The organism is Lysobacter sp. 5GHs7-4 (assembly GCF_021284765.1).
Classification (GTDB): domain Bacteria; phylum Pseudomonadota; class Gammaproteobacteria; order Xanthomonadales; family Xanthomonadaceae; genus Lysobacter.
Genome location: NZ_CP089924.1, coordinates 3,421,695 through 3,446,449 on the forward strand (window position 1 = coordinate 3,421,695; position 24,755 = coordinate 3,446,449).

20 protein-coding genes are annotated in these 24,755 nt (G+C 68.4%); 6 read left to right on the forward strand and 14 right to left on the reverse strand.

Translation table 11 applies throughout. The features are described from left to right. Positions 1-201: 201 nt before the first annotated feature. Entirely contained in the window at positions 202-2,253 is a 2,052-nt protein-coding gene (locus LVB77_RS15495) for a M13-type metalloendopeptidase (protein WP_232910314.1), read from the forward strand. A 204-nt stretch (positions 2,254-2,457) separates the two neighbouring features. Beyond that, positions 2,458-4,476, forward strand: coding sequence for a M13 family metallopeptidase (locus LVB77_RS15500; RefSeq protein ID WP_232906985.1), 2,019 nt, complete (start codon positions 2,458-2,460; stop codon positions 4,474-4,476). Positions 4,477-4,563: 87 nt separating this feature from the next. On the opposite strand, the gene LVB77_RS15505 is transcribed toward LVB77_RS15500, so the two are convergent. Together LVB77_RS15505 and LVB77_RS15510 are read right to left on the reverse strand one after the other, a co-directional pair. Then, entirely contained in the window at positions 4,564-5,220 is a 657-nt protein-coding gene (locus tag LVB77_RS15505; protein WP_232906986.1) for a rhomboid family intramembrane serine protease, read from the reverse strand. A gap of 81 nt (positions 5,221-5,301) precedes the next feature. Then, positions 5,302-5,649 (reverse strand): MGMT family protein, encoded by a 348-nt coding sequence (locus LVB77_RS15510; RefSeq protein ID WP_232906987.1) that lies wholly within the window; start codon positions 5,647-5,649, stop codon positions 5,302-5,304. Between the two features lie 94 nt (positions 5,650-5,743). On the opposite strand from LVB77_RS15510, the gene LVB77_RS15515 reads away from it, so the two are divergent. Then, positions 5,744-6,151, forward strand: a complete 408-nt coding sequence (locus tag LVB77_RS15515) for a hypothetical protein (protein ID WP_232906988.1) — start codon at positions 5,744-5,746, stop codon at positions 6,149-6,151. Between the two features lie 300 nt (positions 6,152-6,451). Here LVB77_RS15515 and LVB77_RS15520 read toward each other — a convergent pair whose 3' ends face one another. Both LVB77_RS15520 and LVB77_RS15525 read right to left on the reverse strand, forming a co-directional pair. Beyond that, positions 6,452-7,573 (reverse strand): inorganic phosphate transporter, encoded by a 1,122-nt coding sequence (locus LVB77_RS15520; protein WP_232906989.1) that lies wholly within the window; start codon positions 7,571-7,573, stop codon positions 6,452-6,454. Positions 7,574-7,583: 10 nt separating this feature from the next. After that, positions 7,584-8,210: a pit accessory protein gene (locus LVB77_RS15525; RefSeq protein ID WP_232906990.1), complete on the reverse strand. Its 627-nt coding sequence runs from the start codon at positions 8,208-8,210 to the stop codon at positions 7,584-7,586. Between the two features lie 330 nt (positions 8,211-8,540). On the opposite strand from LVB77_RS15525, the gene LVB77_RS15530 reads away from it, so the two are divergent. Beyond that, positions 8,541-9,878, forward strand: a complete 1,338-nt coding sequence (locus LVB77_RS15530; RefSeq protein WP_232906991.1) for a hemolysin family protein — start codon at positions 8,541-8,543, stop codon at positions 9,876-9,878. Next, positions 9,862-10,500: an exopolysaccharide biosynthesis protein gene (locus tag LVB77_RS15535; protein WP_232906992.1), complete on the forward strand. Its 639-nt coding sequence runs from the start codon at positions 9,862-9,864 to the stop codon at positions 10,498-10,500. The genes LVB77_RS15530 and LVB77_RS15535 overlap by 17 nt, the downstream gene beginning before the upstream one ends. Before the next feature lie 194 nt (positions 10,501-10,694). On the opposite strand, the gene LVB77_RS15540 is transcribed toward LVB77_RS15535, so the two are convergent. The 3 genes from LVB77_RS15540 to LVB77_RS15550 all read right to left on the reverse strand — a co-directional run bounded on the left by LVB77_RS15540 (position 10,695) and on the right by LVB77_RS15550 (position 14,638). Further along, positions 10,695-12,827 (reverse strand): EAL domain-containing protein, encoded by a 2,133-nt coding sequence (locus tag LVB77_RS15540; protein ID WP_232906993.1) that lies wholly within the window; start codon positions 12,825-12,827, stop codon positions 10,695-10,697. Further along, complete coding sequence (locus LVB77_RS15545; protein ID WP_232910316.1) at positions 12,824-13,720, reverse strand: phosphate/phosphite/phosphonate ABC transporter substrate-binding protein; 897 nt, start codon at positions 13,718-13,720, stop codon at positions 12,824-12,826. The genes LVB77_RS15540 and LVB77_RS15545 overlap by 4 nt, the downstream gene beginning before the upstream one ends. A gap of 144 nt (positions 13,721-13,864) precedes the next feature. Further along, a complete protein-coding gene (locus LVB77_RS15550; RefSeq protein ID WP_232906994.1) occupies positions 13,865-14,638 on the reverse strand; it encodes an RNA methyltransferase in 774 nt (257 codons plus the stop codon). Between the two features lie 93 nt (positions 14,639-14,731). On the opposite strand from LVB77_RS15550, the gene LVB77_RS15555 reads away from it, so the two are divergent. Then, positions 14,732-15,550: an inositol monophosphatase family protein gene (locus LVB77_RS15555; protein WP_232906995.1), complete on the forward strand. Its 819-nt coding sequence runs from the start codon at positions 14,732-14,734 to the stop codon at positions 15,548-15,550. A 263-nt stretch (positions 15,551-15,813) separates the two neighbouring features. Here the strand turns inward: LVB77_RS15555 and secF are convergent, their stop codons facing one another. The 7 genes from secF to LVB77_RS15590 form a co-directional block, all read right to left on the reverse strand. Further along, complete coding sequence (gene secF, locus LVB77_RS15560) at positions 15,814-16,770, reverse strand: protein translocase subunit SecF (RefSeq protein WP_232906996.1); 957 nt, start codon at positions 16,768-16,770, stop codon at positions 15,814-15,816. Positions 16,771-16,783: 13 nt separating this feature from the next. Then, positions 16,784-18,652 carry a protein translocase subunit SecD gene (gene secD / locus LVB77_RS15565; protein ID WP_232906997.1) on the reverse strand — a complete coding sequence of 623 codons (1,869 nt, stop codon included), beginning with the start codon at positions 18,650-18,652 and terminating at the stop codon, positions 16,784-16,786. 58 nt (positions 18,653-18,710) lie between these two features. Beyond that, a complete protein-coding gene (gene yajC, locus LVB77_RS15570) occupies positions 18,711-19,067 on the reverse strand; it encodes a preprotein translocase subunit YajC (RefSeq protein ID WP_232906998.1) in 357 nt (118 codons plus the stop codon). 340 nt (positions 19,068-19,407) lie between these two features. Further along, positions 19,408-20,514 carry a tRNA guanosine(34) transglycosylase Tgt gene (gene tgt / locus LVB77_RS15575; RefSeq protein ID WP_232906999.1) on the reverse strand — a complete coding sequence of 369 codons (1,107 nt, stop codon included), beginning with the start codon at positions 20,512-20,514 and terminating at the stop codon, positions 19,408-19,410. Between the two features lie 172 nt (positions 20,515-20,686). Continuing rightward, entirely contained in the window at positions 20,687-21,730 is a 1,044-nt protein-coding gene (gene queA, locus LVB77_RS15580) for a tRNA preQ1(34) S-adenosylmethionine ribosyltransferase-isomerase QueA (RefSeq protein WP_232907000.1), read from the reverse strand. A gap of 1,244 nt (positions 21,731-22,974) precedes the next feature. Continuing rightward, the gene (locus LVB77_RS15585; protein ID WP_232907001.1) at positions 22,975-23,577 is read right to left on the reverse strand and encodes a response regulator transcription factor; all 603 of its coding nucleotides are present in this window, start codon (positions 23,575-23,577) and stop codon (positions 22,975-22,977) included. Next, positions 23,574-24,743: a sensor histidine kinase gene (locus LVB77_RS15590; RefSeq protein ID WP_232907002.1), complete on the reverse strand. Its 1,170-nt coding sequence runs from the start codon at positions 24,741-24,743 to the stop codon at positions 23,574-23,576. Before LVB77_RS15590 ends, LVB77_RS15585 begins: the two co-directional genes overlap by 4 nt. Positions 24,744-24,755: the final 12 nt, after the last annotated feature.

Here is a 24,755-nt window from a genome sequence, read left to right on the forward strand (position 1 = left end):
CGCCAGCGGCAACGCAGGACGCCGCAAGCCCCCGCCATGACCTTCGACACCCCCTTGCGGCGCCGAAGGGGTCTATTGTCCTGCCACGCCCCGGCCGGGGCGGTCGCCATTGCCCTACTCCCAAACGCCGTCAGGCCGGAGCCCGTTGTGACCCTGAAGAAACCCCAAATTCTGCTGCTGACCCTCGCCATCACCACCGCGATGGTCGCCTGCACCAAGAAGGACGAGGCCGCGCCGGCCGCCGACGCCGCCAAGCCCACCGCCGATGCCGGCGCGGTGAAGATCGACGACAGCAAGCTGCCGGGCGTGAACCGCTTCCAGGTCAGCGATCTGGACACCAGCAAGGACGCGTGCACCGACTTCGGCGGCTACGTCAACGGCAAGTGGCTGGCCGCCAACGCCATCCCCGGCGACCGCACCTCGTGGGGCGCGTTCGAAATGCTGGACGAGCGCTCCACCGCGGTGCAGAAGCAGCTGGCCGAGAAGGCCGCCGAGCTGCCCAACGCCACCGGCGTGGACAAGATCGTCGGCGACTTCTACGCCAGCGGCATGGACGCGGGCAAGATCAACTCGCAGGGCATCAGCCCGATCAAGGCCGACCTCGACGCGATCGCCAAGCTCGAGAACAAGGACCAGATCGCCGACTACCTGCGCAGCAGCGCCGCCAAGGGCCAGAACGTGCTGTTCGGCTTCGGCGCCGAGGCCGATTTCAAGGACTCCAAGAACAACATCGCCTACGCCTCGCAGGGCGGCCTGGGCCTGCCGGACCCGACCTACTACACCTCGGCGGAGAAGAAGGACAAGCTGGCCGCGTACGAGACCCACATCGCCAACGTGCTGCAGCTCAGCGGCATCGCCGCCGCCGACGCGGCCAAGCAGGCCAAGGACGTGATCGCGTTCGAGACGCGTCTGGCCAAGGTCTCCAAGACCAGCGAGCAGCTCTCGCGCGACGCCGGCCTGTACTACAACCCGGTCAGCCCGGCCGACGCCGACAAGCTGGCGCCGAACTTCCCCTGGACCAAGTTCATCGAGTCGCAGGGCGTGGCCGTGCCGAAGATGTTCTCGCTGGCGATGCCCGACTTCCACAAGGAAGTCAGCAACATGCTCGGCGACGTGCCGGCCGCGCAGTGGCAGAGCTACCTGCGTTTCCACACCGTCGATAGCGCCTCGCCCTACCTGTCGGACGACTTCGTCAAGGAAAACTTCGAGTTCTACCGCAAGACGCTGCGCGGCCAGGCCGAGCTGAAGGAGCGCAGCAAGCGCGTGCTCGACACCGTCGAGGAGCAGGTCGGCGAAGCCCTGGGCCAGATGTACGTCAAGGTCGCGTTCTCGCCGGAGTCCAAGGCGCGCATGGAGACCCTGGTCAAGAACCTCAGCGAGGCGCTCAAGGTCCGCATCGAGAAGCTGGACTGGATGAGCCCGGAGACCAAGAAGAAGGCCATGGACAAGTGGGCCGCCTTCACGCCCAAGATCGGCTACCCCGACAAGTGGCGCGACTGGGCCGGCCTGCAGACCAACCGCGACAGCTACTACGGCAACGTGATGGCCGCGGTCGAGTTCAACTACAAGTGGAACCTGAGCAAGGTCGGCAAGCCGGTCGATCGCACCGAGTGGGGCATGCCGCCGCAGATGGTGAACGCCTACTACAACCCGCTGCAGAACGAGATCGTGTTCCCGGCCGCCATCCTGCAGCCGCCGTTCTTCGACCCCAACGCCGACGACGCCACCAACTACGGCGGCATCGGCGCGGTGATCGGCCACGAGATGACCCACGGTTACGACGACCAGGGCAGCCGCTTCGGCGCAACCGGCAACTTCGAGAACTGGTGGCAACCGGCCGACGCCAAGGGCTTCACCGGCCGTACCGACAAGCTGATCGCGCAGTTCAACGGCTACGAAGCCATGCCAGGCGCCAAGGTCAACGGCAAGCTGACCCTGGGCGAGAACATCGCCGACCTGGGCGGCCTGGCCACGGCCTACGACGCGATGGTCAAGGCCACCGCCGGCCAGCCGGACCCGAAGACCGACGGCCTGACCCGCGACCAGCGCTTCTTCCTCAACTGGGGCACCGTGTGGCGCCGCAACTTCAAGCCCGAAGAGCTGAAGGTGCGCCTGGCCACCGATCCGCACGCGCCGGCCAACTTCCGCGCGATCGGCGCGCCGTCGAACCTGCCGGCCTTCGCCGCGGCGTTCTCGTGCAAGCCGGGCGCGCCGATGGTGCGCGAGGGCGATAAGCAGGTCGTGATCTGGTAAATCCCGGCGCCGCCGTACGCGGCGGCACCGGTACGTGGTACTTGCCCTCGTCGGCAGGCGCGAAGGCCCGGGTTTCCCGGGCCTTCGCTTTTTTCGGGCCGGAACGCGCCCAGGCCGCCGCCAGCTTCCGCAACCGCGAAACCCGTTCATAGGCAAGCGCCGGGCGCTTGTTAAACTGGCCCGATCACCAGGACGGAATCCGCGATGACGACCCTACGCCCGCTTACCTGCGCCCTCGCCCTCAGCCTGATCGCCGGCCTGACCCTGCCGACCGCCGACGCCGCCAAGAAGAAGCGCGCACCCGCCAAGCCCAAGGCCGCCGCCGTCGCCACCGCCTGCACCGACTTCTACGCCAACGCCAACGCCGACTGGCTGCGCGGCAACCCCCTGCCCTCCGGCGCCGGCTCGGTGTCGGCCCTGGAGCTGCTGGACGCGCGCACCCGCCAGCAGACCCTGGACCTGCTCAACGGCGCCATGACCGCGCCGCAGGGCAACGTGCAGAAGCTGCTGGGCGACTTCTGGGCCAGCGGCCTGGACGAGGTCGCGGTCGAACGCGACGGCGCCCAGCCGATCGCGCCGCTGCTGTCGCGCATCGCCGCGATCAAGAAGGCCAAGGACGTACCGGCCTCGATCGCCGCCCTGCACCAGGTCGGTATCCCGGTGGCGTTCAGCTTCGCCGCCGACGTCGACCTGCAGGATCTCAACCGCCACATCGGCTACTTCGGCCAGGGCGGCCTGGGCCTGCCCGATCCGGCCTACTACACCCGCAGCGACGCCGAGACCCACCAGCTGCTGGGCTACTACAACAACTACGTGCAGAAGATCCTGGCCCTGACCGGCACGCCGCAGGCGCAGCTGGCGGCCGAGTCGCAGCTGGTGATCGACCTGGAGACGCGCATCGCGCGCGCCTCGCAGTCGCTGCCGGAACTGCGCCAGCTGCGCAGCCACTACGCGCCGGTGCAGGTCGCCGCGCTGGCCAAGCAGTACAAGCGCCTGCAGCTGGGCGACTTCCTCAAGGCCCAGGGCGTCAAGGACGACAGCGTCTCGATCGGCAACGCCAAGCTGTTCACCGAACTCGACAACCTGGTCGGCACCCTCAAGCCCGAGCAGTGGAAGGTCTACCTGCGCTGGCGCGTCGGCGACTCGATGGCGCCCTACCTGGCCAAGCCCTTCCGCGACGCCCAGTACGACTTCCACGGCCGCATCCTGCGCGGCAGCGCGCCGCCGTCGCGTCAGCAGGCCGTGCTGGACGCGATGAACCTCGCCGCCGGCCCGATGATCGGCCGCGAATACGCCGCCAAGTACCTGCCGGCCGCCACCGACAAGCGCGCCGAGGAAATCGCCTCGCAGGTGCTGGCGACGCTGGGCAAGGCGATCGACGCCGAAACCCGTTTCAGCGAATCGGCCAAGACCGAGGCGCGCGCCAAGCTGGCCAAGCTCAAGATCGAAGTCGGCACCCCGCACCGCGACCTGGACTACTCCGTGCAGCCGATGGGCCGCGGCAGCTTCGGCAGCAACATGCTGATCGCCTCGACCTGGCGCCATCGCGAAGAGATGAAGCGCATCGGCCGCGGCAACGCCGACCGCCGCTGGGACGTGCTGCCGCAAGATCCGGCGCTGGCCTACGACATCGCCCAGAACCGCCTGATTGTGACCGCCGCAGTGCTGCAGGCGCCGGTGCTGGACATGAGCAAGGACGCCGCCTCGCAATACGGTTCCTTCGGCGCCCTGGTCGGCCACGAACTCAGCCACGGCTTCGACAGCCGCGGCCGCCTGGTCAACGCCAATCAGGAAGTGCGCGACTGGTGGACCCCGACCGAAACCGCGGCCTGGGAAGCGCTGGGCAACCGCGTCGCCGCGCAGTACGGCGCGTACGAGTACCCCGGCCTGAAGAACGTGAAGGTCAACGGCCAGCAGACCCGCGACGAGAACATCGCCGACATCGCCGGCGTCGAACTGGCGTGGAAGACCTTCCGCAACGAAGTGCCGACCCCGTCCAAGGACGCCGACCAGTCGTTCTACCGCGCCTGGGCGGGGCTGTGGGCGCAGCAGGCCACCAACGAGGTCTACACCCAGCGCGCCGCGACCAGCGTCCACGCGCCCGGCCAGTGGCGCACCAACGGGCCGCTGTTCAACCAGCCCAGCTTCGGCGAGGCCTACACCTGCAAGCCCGGCCAGCCGATGCAGGCCAAGCCGGAACAGCGGATCACGATTTTCCCGTGATCGATCGCGGCGCCGGCATGGCGCGGCGACATAAAAAAACGGCGCGGATTCCGCGCCGTTTTTCTTTGCCGGGCCATCGCCCTGCGGTCAGCGCACCAGCCGCGGCCGTGGCGGTTTCGGCTTGCCGAACGGCGGCTGCCCGCGCCAGTAACGGATCAGCAGCCAGCCGAACAGCATGCCGCCCAGATGGGCGAAATGGGCCACGCCGGGCTGCTGGCCGGTGATGCCCAGCATCAACTCGACCACGCCGTAGATGATCACCAGCGTGCGCGCCTTCATCGGGATCGGCGGAATCAGCAGCATCACGCGTTGGTTCGGGAACAGCATTCCATAGGCCAGCAGCAGACCGAAGATGCCGCCCGAAGCGCCCAGCGTGGGATACGCCTGCCCGCCCTGCGCCATGTTCCAGTAGCCGACCGCGAGCTGGCACAAGGCCGCACCGACCACGCATACCAGGTAGTAGGTGAGATAACGACGCGGTCCCCACACGTGCTCGAGCTGCGCGCCGAACATCAGCAAGGTGAGCATGTTGAACAACAGGTGCGGGAAGTTGCCGTGCAGGAAGGCGTAACTCACCACCTGCCACGGCATGAAACCGTAGCCGGCGTAGGGATCGCTCTCCGCACCTGGCGGCCACAGCATGAAAGGAGCGAAGGCGGCTTCGCCGAGTCCAAGTTGCAACAGGAACATCAGGCCGTTGGCGATCAACAAGGCCTTGGTGACGGGCGGCAGATTGGAGAACATCGGTACTCCCGGGGGATGCGGCTATGGTAGCCGTTGCGCGCGCGCGGCGTCCTGGAACGGCGCGCGCACGCAGCGCCGGATTCAGTCCGGCGGCCCCCAGATTTGCGCGTCCAGCGTCGCGGCGGCGCGAACGCCGAGCACCCGCCCGGCTTCCACGCGCAGGCCCTCGGCGCGCAGGCGCTGGCATTGCTCGCGGTAGCCCTTGGAGCCCTCCGGCAGGGCGATGCGGCCGTCTGAACGCAGCACCCGATGCCAGGGCAGCGTGCGGTCCTCGTTCTGGCTGAGCAGGCGCGCGACCAGGCGCGCCCGCCCGGGCAGGCCGGCGCGGCGCGCGACTTCGCCATAGCCAGCGACCTCGCCCTTGGGAATGGCGCGGATCGCGGCGAGGATGCGTTGGGCGGCGACCTCGGAGTCCATGGGGGTTAGCATAGAGGCTGTCGTGTCCGTTGCAGCGTTTTTACCCGCCAATGGCACGACGCGCTATCTGGCCGTACGAACAAAGAAGCCCGCAGGGAGCAGACCCATGAAATTCGAACAAATCCGCAAGCACCTTACCCAGTCCGGCTTCCACCTCACCCTGCACGACGAAGGGGTGCTGTGCATCGAACTGTCGCTGGAACAGGGCACGCGCCATCAGGCGATCTTCCTGTCCGAGCTGGAGGACGACGACCAGCGTCCGTTCCTGCGCGTGAGCACCGCGATCGCGCCGACCACCGGCCTGGACGCGCGCCGCGCGCTGATCTTCAACTGGCAGAGCCATGTCGGCTATCTGGCCATCGGCGACCTCGACGGCGTGCCTTACCTGCAGCTGTGCGAGAACCGTCCGCTGGAAGGCCTGGCCGCGGCCGAAATCGACCGGCTGGTGCTTGAAATCGGCGGCCTGGGCGATCGCATGGAGCGCATGCTGTCGGCGGATGGGGACTTGCTGTAAGGCAAGGCCAGCGACGCGCGGCGGGGCAGGTTCCCGTCGCGTGCGATCGGTGCCAGCGCGGCGCAGGTGCAGGGCCGCGACGATGCGGTTGTCGCCGCATCCTACGATCTGTCGGAGCGGCTTTCTGTGGGAGCGGCGTAAGCCGCGATTACCCCACACACCGAGGTACTCCGCGAGATCGGAGCCAATCGCGGCTTACGCCGCTCCCACAGAAAGCAGAGAGCAGCAACCTCGTCGATGTGCAGACAACAAAAAAGCCCGCATCGCTGCGGGCTTTCTTATTGGGCGCTTGCGCTTGTCTCAGGACCAGCCCAGCGCGTCGATCAGGCGCCACAGGCCGTAGGCGATGCCGCCGGCGGCGGGGATGGTGAGGATCCACGCCCACACGATGCGCTCGATCACGCCCAGCTTGAGCTTACGCGGGTTCTTGGCGAAGCCCACGCCCATGATGGCGGTGGAGATGCTGTGGGTGGTCGACACCGGCATGCCGAAGTGCGCGGCGGTGACCAGGATGGTCGCCGAGGCGGTTTCCGCGGCGAAGCCGTCGATGGTCTGCAGCTTCACCATCTTGTGGCCCAGGGTCTTGATGATGCGCCAGCCGCCGGCGGCGGTGCCCGCCGCCATGACCAGGGCGCAGGTCGCGATCACCCACTTGTCGATGTCGTCCTTGCCGCCGTCCGGATGCAGGAAGGCCAGCCAGGTCGGCAGGTCGTCGAGGATGCCGGCCGACTGCGCGCCGAAGATCGACAGGGCGATGATGCCCATGGTCTTCTGCGCGTCCTGGCGGCCGTGGGCGAAGCCCATGTAGGCCGCCGACACCAGCTGCGCCTTGCCGAAGAAGGCGTTGACCCAGCGCGGCTTGGCCATGCGCGCCAGCGGGCCGCCGGCCTTCATCAGCGAGGCGATGATCAGGTACAGCAGGGTGATGATGCCGATGCCGAGCAGGAAGCCCGCCAGCGGCGAGGTGATCATCGGCAGCACCACCTTCCACAGCAGGCCCTTGTTGGTGGTCCAGTCGGCATCGCCGGCCTTGGACCAGATCAGCGCGGTCCAGTTGTTCTGCGACGCCGCCAGCGCCGCGCCGCACAGGCCGCCGATCAGCGCGTGCGAGGACGAGGACGGCAGGCCGCGCCACCAGGTGATCAGGTTCCAGATGATCGCGCCCAGCAGGGTGCAGATCAGCACCTGCGAGGTCACGTTGACCACGTCGGTGTCGACCAGGCCCGAGGCGATGGTCTTGGCGACCGCGGTGCCCATGAACGCGCCGATCAGGTTGGTGCTGGCGGCCAGCATGATCGCCTGACCGGGCGTCAGCACCTTGGTCGCCACCACGGTGGCGATGGAGTTGGCGGTGTCGTGGAACCCGTTGATGAACTCGAAGACGAGCGCAGCCAGGATCACGATCAGGACCAGAGTCAGCATCTGGCGAACCTCAGCTGTTCTTCAGCACGATCTGGTACGCGACCACGCCGGCCTCGCGGCAACGGTCGATGGCCTTCTCCAGGATCTCGAAGAACTCCTTGAGCAGGAACATCTGCAGGTTGTCGAGGCGGCCGGAGTAGATGTCGCGGTACAGCTCCAGCATCAGGCGGTCGGCCTCGTTCTCCAGCGCGCGCAGCTTTTCGTTGAGCGCCGTCATGCGATCGATGTTCATGTTGCGCAGATCGTGGACCATGTCCACCACCACCGAGGCGGCCTGCTCCAGCATCGCCGCGCGCGGCGCGAAGTCGATGCCTTCCAGGTGCTGGACGGCCAGCGAGTAGCGGTCGGCGAACTTCTCGACCTGCTTGGGGATCTTGTACAGGGCCGAGCCCAGCGCCTCGATGTCCTCGCGCTCGATCGGGGTGATGAAGCTGTCGACCAGGGCGTGGCCGATCTTGTCCGAGGCGGCGCGCTCGCGCTGGCGGGCCAGCTTGAAGGCGTCCAGGGCCGGCTGGCGGTCGCTGGCCTTCATCATGCCGTGCAGGGCCTTGGTGCTGTCGTAGGCGGCCTGGGCGGCCTCGTCTAGCAGGGTGTAGAACTGCTGGCCGGAGCCGAAGATGGTCTGCAGGGAAAACATGCGTGAAAGCCTCTAGGTGCCGGCCGCGGACGGTCCGGGGGTGGATCTGCGGGCGAGATTATGACCGTTTGGTGTCAGCTGCGCCCGTCTTGCGGCCATTCCGGGCCCGAAACCGACCGCTCCCCCTCCGATTCCGGCCCCGGCGCCGCCACTCACGCGGCCGGCGCGGCGGCGCCTGTTAAGATCGGCACCGCGCATCCCCCCGCCACCCTATTCCATGGACGACGACCCAACTTCGCCCGCCCGCGCTACCGCGGCCTCCCTGCCTGGCCCGCGGCACACCGCTCACGCCCCTGGCATCCCCACGTCCAACCCGATGGAGCAGTCCGCATGCTGGAACTGCTGATCGTCTTGGGCCTGATCGTGCTCAACGCCTTCTTCGCGCTGTCGGAGATGGCCTTGATGACCTCGCGCAAGCTGCGCCTCAAGCAGATGGCGGAGACCAGCCGCGGCGCGCGCATGGCGCTGGCCCTGGCCGAACACCCGGACAACCTGCTGTCGACCGTGCAGATCGGCATCACCGCGATCGGCGTGCTGACCGGCACCTTCGGCGGCGAATCGATCGGTCTGGCCATCGCCGGCTGGATCGGCCACATCGTCCCCGGCGCGGCCGAATACGCGCGCACCATCGGCATCGGCACCGCGATCACGCTGATCACCGCCGCCAGCGTGATCTTCGGCGAGCTGATTCCCAAGCGCCTGGCCCTGACCAATCCCGAACGCATCGCCAGCGCGGTCGCGATCCCGCTGTACGGCCTGTCGCGCGTGGCGCGACCAGTGGTGGCCGCCCTGGGGTCGATCAACCGCCTGGTGCTGCGCATCCTGGGCATCAAGGACGACGCCCGCAGCGAGATCAGCGAAGAGGAAATCCGCCTGCTGGTGACCGAAAGCCACGAGCAGGGCGTGATCGACGCCGACGAACGCAAGATGATGAACCGCGTGCTCAGCCTGGGCGACCGCACCGCCGAAAGCCTGATGACGCCGCGCACGCGCATCGCCTGGCTGGACGCCGGCGTGGACTTCGCCGAGAACCTGGCGACCATGCGCGAGCACGCGTATTCGCGCTACCCGGTCTATCGCGACAACGACAGCGACGTGCTGGGCGTGCTCGAGGTGAAGTCGCTGCTGGACCGTCTGGACCAGACCGCGCCGGACCTGTTCCCCGACCTGCGCCCGCCGCTGTTCGTGTCCGAGTCCACCCACGCGCTGAAGCTGCTGGAGATCTTCCGCGAGGAGCAGCAGTCGCTGGCGCTGGTGGTGGACGAGTACGGCGACGTCACCGGCCTGGTCACGGTCAACGACCTGATGGGCGCGGTGATCGGACGCATCCAGACCAACGAGACCGACGACGACGCCGCACCGGTGGTCGAGCGCGCCGACGGCTCCTACCTGCTGGACGGTTCGCTGGCGCTGGAAGACCTGCGCGAACTGGTCGGCGGCGGCCGTCTGCCGGACGAGGACGAGCACGACTTCCACACCGCCGCCGGCATGGTGATCGCGCATTTCGGCCGCATCCCGCACGTGGGCGAGCATTTCGACTGGAGCGGCGTGTGGCGCATCGAGGTGGTCGACCTGGACGGACCGCGCATCGACAAGCTGCTGTTGCAGCGCATCGCCGCGCCGCGCGAGGACGCCCAGGAACCGGTGGCCGATGACGCCTCCGGCTGACCGCGAGCCGCCGGCGCCCGAGGCCGGCACACGCGCGCTGCTGGACGAGTTCGCCTCCGGCGACCCGACGCAGGTGCTGCGCCTGGGCGACGTGCTGTCGGGCCTGGGCGAGCGCTCGTTCGGCATGCTGCTGTTCGTCTCCACCATCCCGGCCTTCATCCCGATCCCGGGCGTCGGTGGCGCGGTCAGCGGCCCGCTGGTGATCCTGATCGGCCTGCAGCTGCTGGTCGGGCTGCGCAAGCCTTGGCTGCCCGGTTTTTTGGCCCGGCGCGGCCCGCATCGCCACGCCATGGCGCGTTTCCGCAATCTGCTTTCGCCGTGGCTGACGCGGTTGGAAAAGCTGGTGCGCCCGCGCTCGCCGGCCCTGCTCGACCACCGTCTGGCCAGCGCGTTCACCGGCCTGCTGCTGGTGCTGCTGGGCGTGCTGCTGTCGCTGCCGATCCCGTTCACCAACTTCCTGTTCGGCGCGCTGCTGCTGCTGTTCGCGTTCGCCCTGCTGGAGCGCGACGGCCGCCTGATGGCCGTGGCCTGGGGCGTGGGCTCGATCGCGGTGGCGGTGTTCGGCGTGCTGTCCGGCAGCCTGGCGACCCTGATCGGCGGCTGGATCGATAGGCTGACCTGACGCCGCTCCCACAGAAAACAGAAGCCCGTGCATTGGGGTAGGAGCGGCGTGAGCCGCGACCGCGCCAACGAAGGGCCGGCGGAGCCCTCGGCAAGACGTCGCGGCCGCGGCGGCGACGGGATAGGCAGTTGCACGGAATGCCGAGGTTCGCGGTCGCGGCTCACGCCGCTCCTACCCCAAGGCAGAACGACGCGTTAGCCCAGCAGGGTCAGGAACTCTTCGCCGGCGACCGGATGGCCCAGCCAATAGCCCTGGGCGAGGTCGCAGCCGCGCTCGCGCAGCACCGCGTACTGGCCTTCCTTCTCCACGCCCTCGGCGACCACGGTGATGCCCAGCGAATGCGCCATGGCGATGATCGCCGTGGTCAGCGCCAGGTCGTCGGGATCGCGCAGCACGTCGGCGATGAAGCTGCGGTCGATCTTCACGCCGTCCACCGGCACCCGGCGCAGGTGGCTGAGGCCGGAGAAACCGGTGCCGAAATCGTCCAGCCACACCTTCACACCGCTCGCGCGCAGACGCGCCAGCAGGCTGCTGGCATGGGCCTCGTCGCCGATCACCGCGGTCTCGGTGAGTTCCAGATGCAGGCGGTTCGCGGTCAGGCCGGTTTCGTGCAGGCAGGCCGCGACCACGTTGGGCAGGTCGCCGCTGCGCAGCTGACGCGGCGACACGTTGACCGACACGAACAAGGGCTCCGCGCCCGGACGCGCCTGCTGCCAGGTCACCGCGTCCTGGCAGGCCGCGCGCAGCACCTGCGGGCCCAGGGTTTCGATCAGGCCGCTCTGCTCGGCCACGTCGATGAACACCGACGGCGCGACCAGGCCCTGCTCGGGATGCTTCCAGCGCAGCAATGCTTCGGCGCCGACCATGGCGCCGTCGCCGAGGCGGTACACCGGCTGGTAGACCAGGCTGAGCTCGCCGCGGTCCCAGGCACCGCGCAATTCGTGCTCCAGATGCACGCGGCGTTCCACCGCCTGGTCCATGGCGCGGCTGTAGAAGCGGTAGCAGTTCTTGCCGGCCACCTTGGCCTGGTACATGGCGATGTCGCCGTTCTTCATCAGCGCGGTCGCGCCGGACGCGTCCTCGGGGAACAAGGTCACGCCGATCGAGGTGCCCAGGAACACCTGGCGGTCGTGGACCACGATCGGCTGACCCAGCTCGGCCACCAGCACGTCGGCCAGATGGCTGGCGCGCGCGCGCACCCCGCCCTCGTGGCCGTCGCCGTCCTGCACCAGGATCACGAACTCGTCGCCGCCGAAGCGCGCCAGCAGCGCGTCCTCGCCGCCCAGGCGGGTCACGGTTTCCTGGATGCGGTTGGCGAACTGCAGCAGCACGTCGTCGCCGGCGTCGTGGCCGAGGGTGTCGTTGACGCGCTTGAAATCGTCGATGTCGGCGAACAGCAGCCCCAGCTGGCGGCCGGCGCCGCGCAACTGCAGCAGACGCTGGTCCAGGCTTTCGCGGAACGCCAGGCGGTTGGCCAGGCCGGTCAGCGCATCGGTGTAGGCCATGCGCCGGATGTCGCGGTCGTGGCGCGCCAGGCTCTGGCTCATGCGCCCGAACGCGCGCATCAGGTCGCCGACTTCGTCGTGGCGGTTGCTGGCCGGCGTGCTGGTATCGAAATGGCCGGCCTCGATTTCCATCGACGCGTCGGCGAGCTGGCGGATCGGCTGCACCAGGAAGCGCTGGATCAGGTAGACCATCAGCGCGCCCAGCGCGAGCAGACCGGCGGCGAGCAGGCCGATCCACAGCATGTGCTGCTGGGCCAGCGCGTCCAGGCGGCCGCGCAGGCTGCCCAGCGCCTGGTCCTGGAACTGGTGCACGGTCTTGAGGTCGTAGCCCACGCGCACGCCGCCCAGGCGCTCGTCGCCGATCATGATCGGCGCCGACACGTCCATCACGGTCTCGCTGGACTGGGTGTGCAGCTTGCGCGCGGCGATCACCTCGAACGCCATCGGGTCGTCCATGCGCTTGCCGTAGCTCGGGATCTCCTCGCTGCCGTCGTGGACGATGTTGCCTTCGTTGTCGTAGACCAGCACGTAGCTGATCCCGGGATTGCGCAGGGTCGCGCGGCTGAGCACGCCGACCGCGTCCAGATCGAAGTAGTACAGCGGGTTGGCCAGCGATTCGGCCAGCTGCGAGACCATGCCCTCGCTGTGGCGCTTGAGGTTGTCGGCGATCATGCCGCTCATGGCCTGGCGGCTGACCCCGACCACTTCGCGCTGCATGCTTTCCTGACGGTTGAGCAGCAGCACGATCAGCGCCAGCACCACCAGCAGGGCCACGGCCATCATGGCCAGGAACTTGGCCTGCAAGCCGAAGCGCAGCTTCATTCGACCTCCGACCGGACCTGGGCGACGCCGGTGCCGATGCGCTGCAGCGCCTTGGCCGACGCCGGATCGATCGGCATGAAGCGGGTGGTCTTGAAGAAGCGCAACAATGCCTCGCCCGCGTCGGGGTCGCCGGCCGCGTCCAGCAGCACTTCGCGCAAGCGCGCCTCGACCTTGGGGTCGATGTCGCCGCGCACCACCTCGACCGCGCGCGGGTAGTCGCCGGTGCGGCCGATCTCGATCATGTCGCGACGGAACGCCGGCGGCATGCGCCGCGGATTGTCCCAGTCCAGGTTGCTCATCACGCCCACGTCGACGAGGCGTTTGTGGACCCAGGTGGAGATATTGAGCTCCGAGCGCGCGAACAGGTAGCCGACCTCGCCGTGCTGGATGCGGTCGGTCGGCGACAGCAGGATTTCCAGGCTCAGGCCGCGGTCCAGCAGTTCGGCCACAGGCACGAAGTAGGCGCTGGTCGAGGACGGGCGCTGGAAGGCCACGCTGTGGCCGCGCAGATCGTCCAGCGAGCGCAGGCCGCTGTCGCGGCGGGCGAAGAACACGCTGTGGTAATGGCTGGTGCCGTCGCGCTCGGTCAGCAGCAAGGGCTGGGCATCGGCGCGCTGCTTGAGCAGCATCGCCGTGCCGGCGGTCTCGGTGACCCAGTCGACCCGGCCGCGGCGCAGGTAGCTGGCCATCTGCTGCGAGTCCTTGGCCATCAGGATCCGGCCTTCGCGGATGCCGACGTTGGCCATGCGCGGGACCACGTAATCCAGCAGCGGCTTGAGTTGTTCGTAATGGGCCTTGGGATCGTCGCTGATCCGGCCCAGCACCAGCACCGCCCCGGGATCGCTGTCGGCCGACTGCGCCGGGACCGGCACCGACAGCCCCGCGGCCGCCAGCGCGAGCCCGAGCAGGACAGCGATGCAACGCGCGCTAGCGATCAAGAAAGTGACTCGTCGGGACTGCCCGCCGCAGCGTAATCGAAACCGGGGCCGGCCGATACCACTTCGCACGGTCCGGGCGTTGCGCCCCGCCGCACGCGCTCAACGGCGCTGACCGGCCAGCATCGCCATGCGCTCGGCGTCGGCGAGGATGCCGCGCAACAGGCGCACCTCGCGCTCGTCCAGCTCGGCGCGCAGGTACAGCCGGCGCAGCTTGCGCATGGCCGATTCCGGCGCGCGCCCCTTGTGGAAGTCGATCGCGTCCAGGGTCTCGCCCAACTGGGTGAAGAAGCCCTCCAGCTGCGCGTGCGAAGCCGGCGGATCGTCGCGGACCGGCGCCGCCGCGGCCGGCGCGGCCGCCAGCGCGCTCATGCGCAGCTCGTAGGCCAGCACCTGCACCGCCGCGGCCAGGTTCAGGGAGCTGTAGTCGGGATTGGCCGGGATGTGCACGGCCGCGTGGCACAGCTGCAGCTCCTCGTTCTCCAGGCCGGTGCGCTCGCGCCCGAACACCAGCGCCACTTCGGCCCCGCCCGCGGCCTCGGCCAGCAGGCGGCCGGCGGCCTCACGCGGATCGTGCTGCTCCAGCTGCACCCGGCGGCTGCGCGCGGTGCAGCCCAGCACCAGACGGCAGTCGCTCAGCGCCTCGGTCAGGGTCGGGACTATGGTCGCGGCCGCCAGCACGTCGTCGGCGCCGGCGGCCAGGGCCGCCGATTCGTGGTTGGGCGCCTTCTCCGGCGCCACCAGGAACAGCCGGGACAGGCCCATGGTCTTCATCGCGCGGGCCGCGGAGCCGATATTGCCGGGATGCTGGGTGCCCACCAGCACGATGCGCAGCCGCGAGAGGTCGGTTGGGTCGGGTTTGGGATCGTTCGCCATGCGCAATGGTAAACTCCCCGCCCCGGCCATAGCGCCGGTTCGTTCTTTCAGCCCGCCAGCCCGTCCCCCACCTCCGTTCCGAGGCCGTTCGCCATGCAGAAACCCGCCGTCACCCTCATGGTCAAGGCCGCCCGCGCCGCCGGTAACGTGTTGCTCCGCCACATGTACCGCCTGGACGCGCTGAACGTGGTCGAGAAGGACCGGATGGACTACGCCAGCGAAGTCGACAGCCTGGCCGAGGCCGAGATCATCAAGGAATTCCGCCGTTCCACGCCCGACTACGCCATCCTGGGCGAGGAGAACGGCTCGATCGGCAGCGGCCGTTTCACCTGGGTCATCGACCCGCTGGACGGCACCAGCAACTACCTGCGCGGCATTCCGCACTTCTGCGTGTCCATCGCCCTGGTCGAGGCCGGCGAGCCGGTCCACGGCGTGATCTTCGATCCGCTGCGCAACGAGCTGTTCACCGCCAGCCGCGGCAGCGGCACCCAGCTCAACGAAAAGCGCGTGCGCGTGGCCGACCGCAAGGATCTCAACGGCACCATGATCGTCACCGGCTTCCCGCCGCGCGAGCGCCCGCGCGCCAGCGCCCACCTCAAGTGCGTGGATTCGCTGCTGACCGAGGCCGAGGACATCCGCCGCACCGGTTCGGCCGCGCTGGACCTGGCCTATGTGGCCTGCGGCCGCGCCGACGCCTATTTCGAAGCCGGAGTGAAGCCCTGGGACATCGCCGCGGGCGCGCTGATGGTGCGCGAGGCCGGCGGCAAGGTCAGCGATTTCCGCGGCCGCGGCACCGGCCCCATGGATTCGCGCGGCCTCGCCGGCCGCCAATTGGTCGCCGGCAACCTCAAGGTCTGCGATGCGCTGCAGAACCGCATCGTCAACACCGGGTACGCGGCCGCGTTCGACTGAGTGGAGTCGCCTCCCCGGCGGCAGGCCGCGTCAAAAAAAGCCGCGCTCATGCGCGGCTTTTTGCTGGGGAGCCCTCAGCTTTCTGTGGGAGCGGCGTGAGCCGAGATTCGCTCCGAACTCGCGGGATCTGGCTCGAATGGGGTAATCGCGGCTCACGCCGCTCCCACAGAAAGCGAAAACAGGCGGACCCGGCAGCAACGAAAAAGGCCGCGCATCGCGCGGCCTCTTCGTGCCCGGGGCCGTAGCCCCGTAAGCGACCGGACTCAGGGACGGCGCGCCAGCGCCGCCTCGTCCTTGGCCTTGGGCATCAAGTCCTGCTTGCTCACCTTCAGCCAGCCCATGGTCAGCAGCGGGCAGGCGACGAAGATCGACGACAGGGTGCCGATGATGATGCCCAGCATCTGCGAAATCGCCATGCCTTCCAGCGAACCGCCGCCGTACAGGTACAGCGCGAACACGGTCAGGAACGCCACGAACGAGGTGATCACCGTACGCGACAGCGTCTGGTTGATCGACTTGTTGAGGATGGTTTCCGGATCGGCGCGCATGGTGCGGAAGTTCTCGCGCACGCGGTCGAACACCACGATGGTGTCGTTGATCGAGTAGCCCATCACCGACAGGATGCCGGCCAGCACGGTCAGGTCGAACTCGTGGCCGAACAGCGCGAACCAGCCCGCCACCACGATCACGTCGTGCAGGGTGGTCAGCACCGCGGCGACCGCGAACTTCTTCTCGAAGCGGAACGAGATGTAGATCAGGAAGCCGACCACCACGAACAGCAGCGCCCAGATGCCGTTGGCCGCCAGGTCGCGGCCGACCTGCGGGCCGACGTAGCCGCCGCCCTTGATCTTGCCGGGATTGTCGGCCGTGGACGCGATCGACTGGACTTCGTTGATGGTGTTGCCGGCGACCTTGCCGTCGCCGCCGCCCTTGGGCTGCAGACGGATCAGCAGCTCGTTGCCGGTGCCGAAGGTCTGCACCTGGGCGCTGGTGTAGCCGGCCGCGTCCAGGCGCGAGCGGATGCCGTCGACGTCGACCGGCTTGGCGAAGCTGAGCTCGACGCTGGTGCCGCCGGTGAAGTCCAGGGCGAAGTTGAAGCCCTTGACCGCAATGGCGCCGATCGCGACGAACATCATCAGGGCGGCGACCACCATCGAGACCCAGCGCAGGCGCAGGAAATCGATGTTGCTGCCGTAAGGGAACACGTTGAAGGGTTTCATGTCGCGTGCTCCGTCAGATCGCGATCGATTTCAGCTTGCGACGACCGCCGTAGATCAGCGTCGCGATGCCACGCGACACGGATACCGCCGTGTAGGCGGAGGTGGCGATGCCGAGCATCAGGGTGATACCGAAACCGCGCAGCGGACCGGTGCCGAACACCGCCATCGCCAGACCGGCGAGGAAGGCGGTGACGTTGGCGTCGATGATGGTGCCCGAGGCGTGTTCGTAGCCGCTGGCGATCGCCGCCTGCGCGGGCAGGCCGGCACGCAACTCCTCTCTTATTCGTTCGTTGATCAGCACGTTGGCGTCGACCGACATGCCCACCGTCAGCGCGATGCCGGCCAGGCCCGGCAGGGTCATGGTGGCGCCGAACAGCGACATCAGCGCGACCACCATCAGTAGGTTGATCAGCAGCGCCAGGCAGGTGATCACGCCGAACATGCGGTAGTAGACCAGGAAGAAGATCAGCGCGAAGGCGAACGAGAAGCTGACCGCCTTCAAGCCGCGCGCGACGTTCTCGGCGCCCAGGCTGGGGCCGACCACGCGCTCTTCGATGAAGTCCATCGGCGCGGCCAGCGAACCGGCGCGCAGCAGCAGGGCCAGGTCGGAGGCTTCCTGCTGGCTGCCCAGGCCGTTGGTGTTGAATTCCTTGCTGAAGACGCCCTGGATGGTGGCGACGTTGATCACTTCCTCGCTGATGCGGGTCGAACGCACTTCCTTGCCGTCGACCGTGCGCACCTCGGGGATGCGCTCGATGTAGACCACCGCCATCGGCTTGCCGACGTGCTCGGTGGTGTAGTCGAACATGCGCTGGCCGCCGACGCCGTTCAGGCGGATCTGCACCGCGGGCGTGCCGCTTTGCGAGTCGAACGCGGCGGTGGCGCCGATCAGCTGGTCGCCGGAGGCGATCACGCGCTTGTTGAGCAGGATCGGGATCGGCTTGCCGTCCGGACCGGTCTCGCGACGGAAGTAGATGCGCGCTTCCGGCGGCACGCTGCCGCTGCGCAGGGCTTCCTGGGCGTCGCCCTCGACCACGCCGCGGTATTCCAGCGTGGCGGTGGCGCCGAGAATGCGCTTGGCCTGGGCGGTGTCCTGGATGCCGGGCAGCTGGACCACGATGCGGTCGTTGCCCTGGCGCTGGATGATCGGCTCGGCCACGCCGAGCTGATTGACGCGGTTGCGCAGGGTACCGACGTTCTGCTCCACCGCCTCGGCCTGCATGCGCAGCAGCTCGGCCTCCGGCACCTGGATCTCGACGGTGTTGCCGACCACGTTCTGGACCAGCAGCGGCTGGCCCTTGGCGACGATCTCGCGCGCCTTGTCGGCGTCGGCCGCATTGGCGACGGTGACGACGATGCTGTTGTTGGCGCGGCGCTCGACCGACTCGTAACGCACGCGGCCGTCGCGCAGGCTGACCCGCACGTCTTCGGCGGTGGCGTCCAGGCGCTTGTCCAGCGCGGACTTCTGGTCGACCTGCATCAGGAAGTGCACGCCGCCCTGCAAGTCCAGGCCCAACTGCATGGGCTTGGCCTTGATCGTCTCCAGCCAGCCCGGCACGGTCGAGGCCAGGTTCAGCGCGACCACGTAGTCGCTGCCGAGCGGATCGCGCAGCAAGTCGGCGACCTTGGTCTGGCTGTCGTTGTTGGTCAGGCGGACCAGCAGGTTGCCTTCCTTTTCGATCGCCACCGACTTGGTCGGCACGCCCGCCTTGCCCAGCGTGTCGACGATGCGCTTGCGCAGCGCTTCGTCCACGGCCGCGCCGCGGGCCGAGGTGACCTGCACCGACGGATCCTGCGGAAACACGTTAGGCAACGCATACAGCGCGCTGAGCAGCAAGACTACGAGGATGGCCAGATATTTCCAGCGCGAGTAAGTCAGCATCGATTGCCCCTGCGGCGGCCACCCCGGCCGCCGTGCTTCAAAGTGTCGTGGCGCCGGCTCAGGCCGACTTCAAGGTGCCCTTGGGCAGTACGTTACCGATCGCGCCCTTCTGCACGCGGATGCGCACGTTGTCGGCGACTTCGATGGTGATGAAGCTCTCGCCGATGTCCGTCACGGTGCCGGCGATGCCGCCGTTGGTCAGCACTTCGTCGCCCTTGGCGAGCTTTTCCAGCATGCCGCGGTGTTCCTTGGCGCGCTTCATCTGCGGGCGGATCATCAGGAAGTACATGATCGCGATCAGGATGATGGGCATCAGCAGGCCGCCGAGGCCGCCGCCGAACAGTCCGCCGCCGGCGGGCGCGCCGGCCGCAGCCTGGGCGTGAGCGGGAGCGATCAGAAGGTCGAGCAGGTTCATGTACGAAAGTCCTGAAACGAAAATAGCCGGGGATTATGCCACGGCCGGATCGGGGCCATGGGCGGGCCCGGAATGGGCCCTGGCGCACGGTTTTTGGGGTGGAGAGCCTGGCCGGCTCGGGTGCGAAGGCCTTGGAATAGGCTTTGGCACCAGAGCGTGCGCCCCCGAACGGAAAGGTCGGGGTTGCGCGGGGGCCCTCACCCCTGCCCACCCCGGCCCGACCGCAGAGCGGTCGGGCGTTCGGTGCCGCGCGAGCCAGTGGCTCGCAAACGCGGCCCCTCACCCCGCTGCGCGGGAGAGGGGGGCAAAGAGTCCGCCCGCTATGCGGGCGGACGATCTCTTAAAGCCTTGCGGCGTAGAAGGAGTCGCGGAAGGCGGCAAAGGTTCCCTGCTCGATCGCCGCGCGCATCTGCGCCATCAGGCGCTGGTAGTAGCGCAGGTTGTGCAGGGTGCCCAGCATCGGCCCCAGCATCTCGTTGCAGCGGTCCAGATGGCGCAGGTAGGCGCGGCTGAAGCCGTTGGCGCAGGCATAGCAGTCGCAGCCTTCCTCGATCGGGCGCAGGTCGCGTTCGTACTGCGCGTTGCGCACCCGCACGGTGCCCTGGGCGGTGAAGTAGTGGCCGTTGCGGGCGTTGCGGGTCGGCATCACGCAGTCGAACATGTCGACCCCGCGCGCCACCGACTCCACCAGGTCCTCGGGCCGGCCCACGCCCATCAGATAGCGCGGACGGTCCTGCGGCAGCTGCGGGCAGGTGTGTTCAAGCATCGCGTTGCGCTCGGCCTCGGGCTCGCCCACGGCCAGGCCGCCGACCGCGTAGCCGTCGAAGCCCAGCTCCTTCAAACCGGCTGCCGAACGCGTGCGCAGCTCGTGGTGCACGCCGCCCTGGACGATGCCGAACAGCGCCGCGTCGTTGCCCTCGTGGGCCTTCTTGGAGCGCTCGGCCCAGCGCAGGCTCAGCTCCATCGACTTGCGCGCGACCTCCTCGGTGGCCGGGTACGGCGTGCACTCGTCGAAGATCATCACGATGTCCGAATCCAGCACGCGCTGGATATTCATGCTCTCCTCCGGCCCCAGGAACACCTTGCTGCCGTCCACCGGCGAGGCGAAGGTCACGCCCTGCTCGGTGATCTTGCGGCGGTGCGCGAGCGAAAACACCTGGAAACCGCCGGAGTCGGTCAGGATCGGGCCGTTCCAGCGCGCGAAGCCGTGCAGGCCGCCGTGGTCGCCGATCACGTCCAGGCCCGGGCGCAGGTACAGGTGGAAGGTGTTGCCGAGGATGATCTCGGCGCCGAGATCGCGCACGTGCTCGGGCATGATGCCCTTGACCGAACCGTAGGTGCCGACCGGCATGAAGGCCGGCGTTTCGACCGTGCCGCGCGGGAACGTGAGGCGGCCGCGGCGCGCGGCGCCGTCGTTGCCCAGCAGTTGGAAAGACATGCGGCTCATGCGCGGGTTCCTGAGGTGTAGGTGATGCGCAGGTCGGCGCGTGCGGGTTGATGGAACATGGCGATTTCGTAACGCCTCTCCCCTATCCCGTCATGGGGGTATCGCCGCGCTCCGGAACGGCCCATGGCGTCCGGGCTGCGTATCGGAACGAATGCGTCGGACGCCTGCCGCATCACGCCTGCGGCCACAGCAGCATGGCGTCGCCGTAGGAGAAGAAGCGGTAGCGCTGCGCGATCGCATGCGCATAGGCGTCGAACACGCGCTGCTGGCCGGCGAAGGCCGACACCATCATCAGCAGCGTGCTTTCCGGCAGATGGAAGTTGGTGACCATCGCGTCGACCGAACGGATCCGGTAGCCCGGCAGGATGAACAGCCGGGTCTCGCCGGCGTAGGGCTGCAGTTCGCCGTCGCGCATCGCCGATTCCAGCGCGCGCACCACCGTCGTACCCACCGCGATCACCCGGCCGCCGGCCGCGCGCGTGCGCCGCACCTGCTCGACCAGACCGGCGCCGACGTTGAGCCACTCGCTGTGCATCACGTGCTGGTCGAGGCTGTCCACGCGCACCGGCTGGAAGGTGCCGGCGCCGACGTGCAGGGTGACGTGGCCGAATTCGATGCCGCGTTCGCGCAGGCGCTGCAGCAGGGCCTCGTCGAAATGCAGGCCGGCGGTGGGCGCGGCCACGGCGCCGACCTCGCGCGCGAACACGGTCTGGTAGCGCTCGTCGTCGTCGCGGCCGGGCTCGCGCTGGATGTAAGGCGGCAACGGCAGGCGGCCGGCGTGCAGCAGCCAGCTTTCCAGCGAATCGCCATGCGGCTGATCGTGCAGGTGGAACTGCAGCAGATAGAACTCGCCCTCGCGGCCCAGCACCTCGGCTTCGCCGCCGGCGTCCAGGGCGATGCGCGCGCCGGCCTTGGGCGACTTGCTCACGCCCAGCTGCGCGCGCGCCTGGGCGCCCGCGAGCAGACGCTCGATCAGGATCTCGACGCGGCCGCCGCTGCTCTTGTGGCCGTACAGCCGGGCCGGAATCACCCGGGTGTCGTTGAACACCAGCAGGTCGCCCGGCGCCAGCAACTGCGGCAGTTCGCCGAAGGCGCGGTCCTCGAACGCAGCCGGCGCGCGCGGCACCTGCAATAGGCGGCTGGCGGAGCGCTCGGCGAGCGGGGCCTGGGCGATCAGTTCCGGCGGCAGCTCGTAATGGAAATCGGATTTTTTCAAACGGGTCGTCTCGGTCGGCGGCGTAGGCCGCGATCGGGTCTGGGGAAGAAGTACGGCCGGGCCAGCCGGCCGGGCGCCAGGGACGACGGCAGGCACCGGCGTCGCGACCGCCATTATCGGCCGCTTAGGGGCCTGGGGGCAAAAAACGCCCGCCCGCGCGCCTGGACAGCGGCCAGGCAGAGCGGATGAGGGGAGTCTGAGGAGGGCGAGCCGCCCTGACCAAGCCTGACGGACGCCGTTGCCGTTGCCGTTGCCGTTGCCGTTGCCGTTGCCGTTGCCGTTGCCGTTGAGTTTGCTCCGGCATTGAAGTCCATAGAACCGAAGCCACACGACCACTCCCAGACCCGAAGGGCGGCGCGCAGGACGCGCGCCGTTTTTCGATAAGACAGGGATGTCTTATCGAAAAATCCCGGCGCCAGAACCGAAGCCACACGGGAGCTCCTGGCTCGGACCCTTCTCTTTGGTTACTTTCTCTTGGGTCAGCAAGAGAAAGTGACCCGCATGCGCAGCAGGCGGAAGCCTTTGACCTTCGGTCAAAAGAAGCAGAAACAACAGCAAGAGCAAATCCTCCCCAACCCGCCCGGCCAACAGGCACAGCCTGTTGTCGTTCACCCGTGCACGAACCTGCGGTTCGTAAACGCACGGCTTCACCCTTTGTCAAAGGAGGGAGCTAAAAGCGCAACGCCGGGATCTGGAGGCCATCGGAACCGGATAGGCTCGATAGCCGGGATTCGCGGTCGCGGCTCACGCCGCTCCTACAGAGAGCGCCGGCAAGAGAAAGTGACCCGCATGCGCAGCAGGCGGAAGCCGTTGACCTTCGGTCAGAAGCAGCGAAACAACAGCAACAGCAAATCCTCCCCAACCCTCCTTTGTCAAAGGAGGGAGCTAAAAGCGCAACGCCGGGATCTGGAGGCCATCGGAACCGGATAGGCTCGATAGCCGGGATTCGCGGTCGCGGCTTACGCCGCTCCTACAGAGAGCGCGAGCAAGAGAATGGGGCGTGCATGCGCAGCAGGCGGACGCCTTCGACCTTCGGTCAGAAGCAGCAGAAACAACAGCAAGAGCGAATCTTCCCCAACCCGCCTGGCCAACAGGCACAGCCTGCCGGCGTTTAGCCGTACACGAACCTACGGTTCGTAAACGCACGGCTTCACCCTTTTCCAAAGGAGGGAGCTAAAAGCGCGACGCAGGAGCTTGAAGGCCATCGGAGCCGGATAGGCGCGATAGCCGGAACCGGTCTGGCCCTACAACCAGCCGTTCTGACGCGCCTGCCGATAGGCCTCGATGCGGTTGCCGGCGCCGAGCTTGCCGATCGCCTCGGACAGGTAGTTACGCACCGTACCCTGGCTCAAGTGCAGGCGCTGGCCGATCTCGGCCGTGGTCACGCCCTCGCCCGCCAGGCGCAGCACCTGGCGCTCGCGCTCGGTCAGCGGGTCTTCCTCGCCCCAGGCCGCCACCGCCAACTGCGGATCGATGGCGCGGCCGCCGCGATGGACCTGGCGCAGAGCGTCGGCGAGCTGTTCGGCCGGCGCGTCCTTGAGCAGGTAACCGCGCACGCCGGCGTCCAGCGCGCGGCGCAGGTAACCGCTGCGGCCGAAGGTGGTGACGATCACCACGCGCGTGTCCAGGCCGGATTCGCGCATGCGCTGGGCCAGCTCGATGCCCGTCATGCGCGGCATTTCGATATCGGTCACCAGCAAGTCCGGCTGCAGCCGCTGCACCGCCGCCCAGGCCGCTTCGCCGTCGCCGACCGCGGCCACGACTTCGAGGTCGGACTCCAGGTTCAGCAGCGCCGCCAGGGCGCCGCGCACCATCGCCTGATCCTCGGCCAGCACCAGTCGGATCATGCCGCTCCCCGTTCGTTGAAAGTGCGCGCCAGCGCCGGCGCGTCGTCGCCGCGGCGCGCGGCGGCCAACGCCTCGCGCGGCAGGACCAGGCGCAGGCGCGTGCCGGCGCCGGGCGGACTGTCGACTTCGACGCTGCCGCCGACCGCGCGCAGGCGCTCGCGCATGCCGGTCAGGCCGTGGCCTTCACGGCCGGCGCCGCCGCGGCCGTCGTCGGCAATCAGCAGGCTCAGGCCGCCGCGCGCCTCGTCGATCAGCTCCACCTCGACCCGGGTCGCGCCGGCATGGCGCAGCACATTGGTCACCGACTCGCGCAACGCCAGGGTCAGCGCGGTCTCCAGCTTTTCCGGAATCTCCACCGGCGCCAGCCGATGGTCGAGGCTGATCTCGGCGCCGAGCAGCGCCAGGCGCGCGGCCGCCAGTTCGGCCTGCAGGCCGCTGGCGCGGATCCCGGCCACCGCCTCGCGCACCTGGGTCAGCGCTTCGCGCGCGACCCGTTCGACCTCGCCGATCTGGGCGCGCGCGCCCTGCGGATCGCGTTCGAACAGGCGCGCGGCCAGTTGCGTCTTCAGCACCACCAGCGACAGGGTGTGGCCGAGCACGTCGTGCAGATCGCGGCCGATGCGCTCGCGTTCGGCCAGACTGGCCAGGCGCCGAACTTCGTCCTGGGTCAGGCGCAGCTCGGCGTTGCGCAGCTCGCGGTTGCGGATGCTGACCACGCCCACCAGCACCAGCGTGGCCACGATCACGTTGATCACGTAGGTCGACACCGGCATCGCCTCGGCCGGCAGGAACCGGTAGAAGCACAGCCCCTCGATCGCCATCAGCGTCACGGTCAGCGCCAGCGCGCGCACCGGCGGCAGGCTGGCCGCGCCCATGCCGACGGCGTAGATCACGTAGGCCGCACCGGACCCCATCGGCATGGTGAGGAAGCCCAGCGCCGCCACCGCCAGCGTCAGCGCCAGGCGCCGGCGCCGCGAGACCGCGTAGTGATGGGCGAAGTACAGCGCCACGAACACCAGCGCCGCGCCGACGAAGACGGCCACCGCGCGCAGCGGCACCACCGGCCAATAGAACAACGGCACGAACGCGAAGATCAGATACAGCAACGACACCCAACGCCAGACCGGCGGGTGTTCGTGGGCTTGGATCAGGGCCTTGATGCGCATTCGGTGTTTCCT

What these genes read in the sequence shown, in the direction of transcription:
- LVB77_RS15585 (WP_232907001.1), bottom strand. Translation starts at nt 23,577, where the DNA reads ATGATCCGACTGGTGCTGGCCGAGGATCAGGCGATGGTGCGCGGCGCC.
- LVB77_RS15530 (WP_232906991.1), top strand. Translation starts at nt 8,541, where the DNA reads ATGCTGGAACTGCTGATCGTCTTGGGCCTGATCGTGCTCAACGCCTTC.
- LVB77_RS15590 (WP_232907002.1), bottom strand. Translation starts at nt 24,743, where the DNA reads ATGCGCATCAAGGCCCTGATCCAAGCCCACGAACACCCGCCGGTCTGG.
- secF (WP_232906996.1), bottom strand. Translation starts at nt 16,770, where the DNA reads ATGAAACCCTTCAACGTGTTCCCTTACGGCAGCAACATCGATTTCCTG.
- tgt (WP_232906999.1), bottom strand. Translation starts at nt 20,514, where the DNA reads ATGAGCCGCATGTCTTTCCAACTGCTGGGCAACGACGGCGCCGCGCGC.
- LVB77_RS15550 (WP_232906994.1), bottom strand. Translation starts at nt 14,638, where the DNA reads ATGGCGAACGATCCCAAACCCGACCCAACCGACCTCTCGCGGCTGCGC.
- LVB77_RS15540 (WP_232906993.1), bottom strand. Translation starts at nt 12,827, where the DNA reads ATGAAGCTGCGCTTCGGCTTGCAGGCCAAGTTCCTGGCCATGATGGCC.
- LVB77_RS15525 (WP_232906990.1), bottom strand. Translation starts at nt 8,210, where the DNA reads ATGTTTTCCCTGCAGACCATCTTCGGCTCCGGCCAGCAGTTCTACACC.
- LVB77_RS15515 (WP_232906988.1), top strand. Translation starts at nt 5,744, where the DNA reads ATGAAATTCGAACAAATCCGCAAGCACCTTACCCAGTCCGGCTTCCAC.
- LVB77_RS15500 (WP_232906985.1), top strand. Translation starts at nt 2,458, where the DNA reads ATGACGACCCTACGCCCGCTTACCTGCGCCCTCGCCCTCAGCCTGATC.
- LVB77_RS15505 (WP_232906986.1), bottom strand. Translation starts at nt 5,220, where the DNA reads ATGTTCTCCAATCTGCCGCCCGTCACCAAGGCCTTGTTGATCGCCAAC.
- LVB77_RS15495 (WP_232910314.1), top strand. Translation starts at nt 202, where the DNA reads ATGGTCGCCTGCACCAAGAAGGACGAGGCCGCGCCGGCCGCCGACGCC.
- yajC (WP_232906998.1), bottom strand. Translation starts at nt 19,067, where the DNA reads ATGAACCTGCTCGACCTTCTGATCGCTCCCGCTCACGCCCAGGCTGCG.
- LVB77_RS15510 (WP_232906987.1), bottom strand. Translation starts at nt 5,649, where the DNA reads ATGCTAACCCCCATGGACTCCGAGGTCGCCGCCCAACGCATCCTCGCC.
- LVB77_RS15555 (WP_232906995.1), top strand. Translation starts at nt 14,732, where the DNA reads ATGCAGAAACCCGCCGTCACCCTCATGGTCAAGGCCGCCCGCGCCGCC.
- LVB77_RS15535 (WP_232906992.1), top strand. Translation starts at nt 9,862, where the DNA reads ATGACGCCTCCGGCTGACCGCGAGCCGCCGGCGCCCGAGGCCGGCACA.
- LVB77_RS15520 (WP_232906989.1), bottom strand. Translation starts at nt 7,573, where the DNA reads ATGCTGACTCTGGTCCTGATCGTGATCCTGGCTGCGCTCGTCTTCGAG.
- secD (WP_232906997.1), bottom strand. Translation starts at nt 18,652, where the DNA reads ATGCTGACTTACTCGCGCTGGAAATATCTGGCCATCCTCGTAGTCTTG.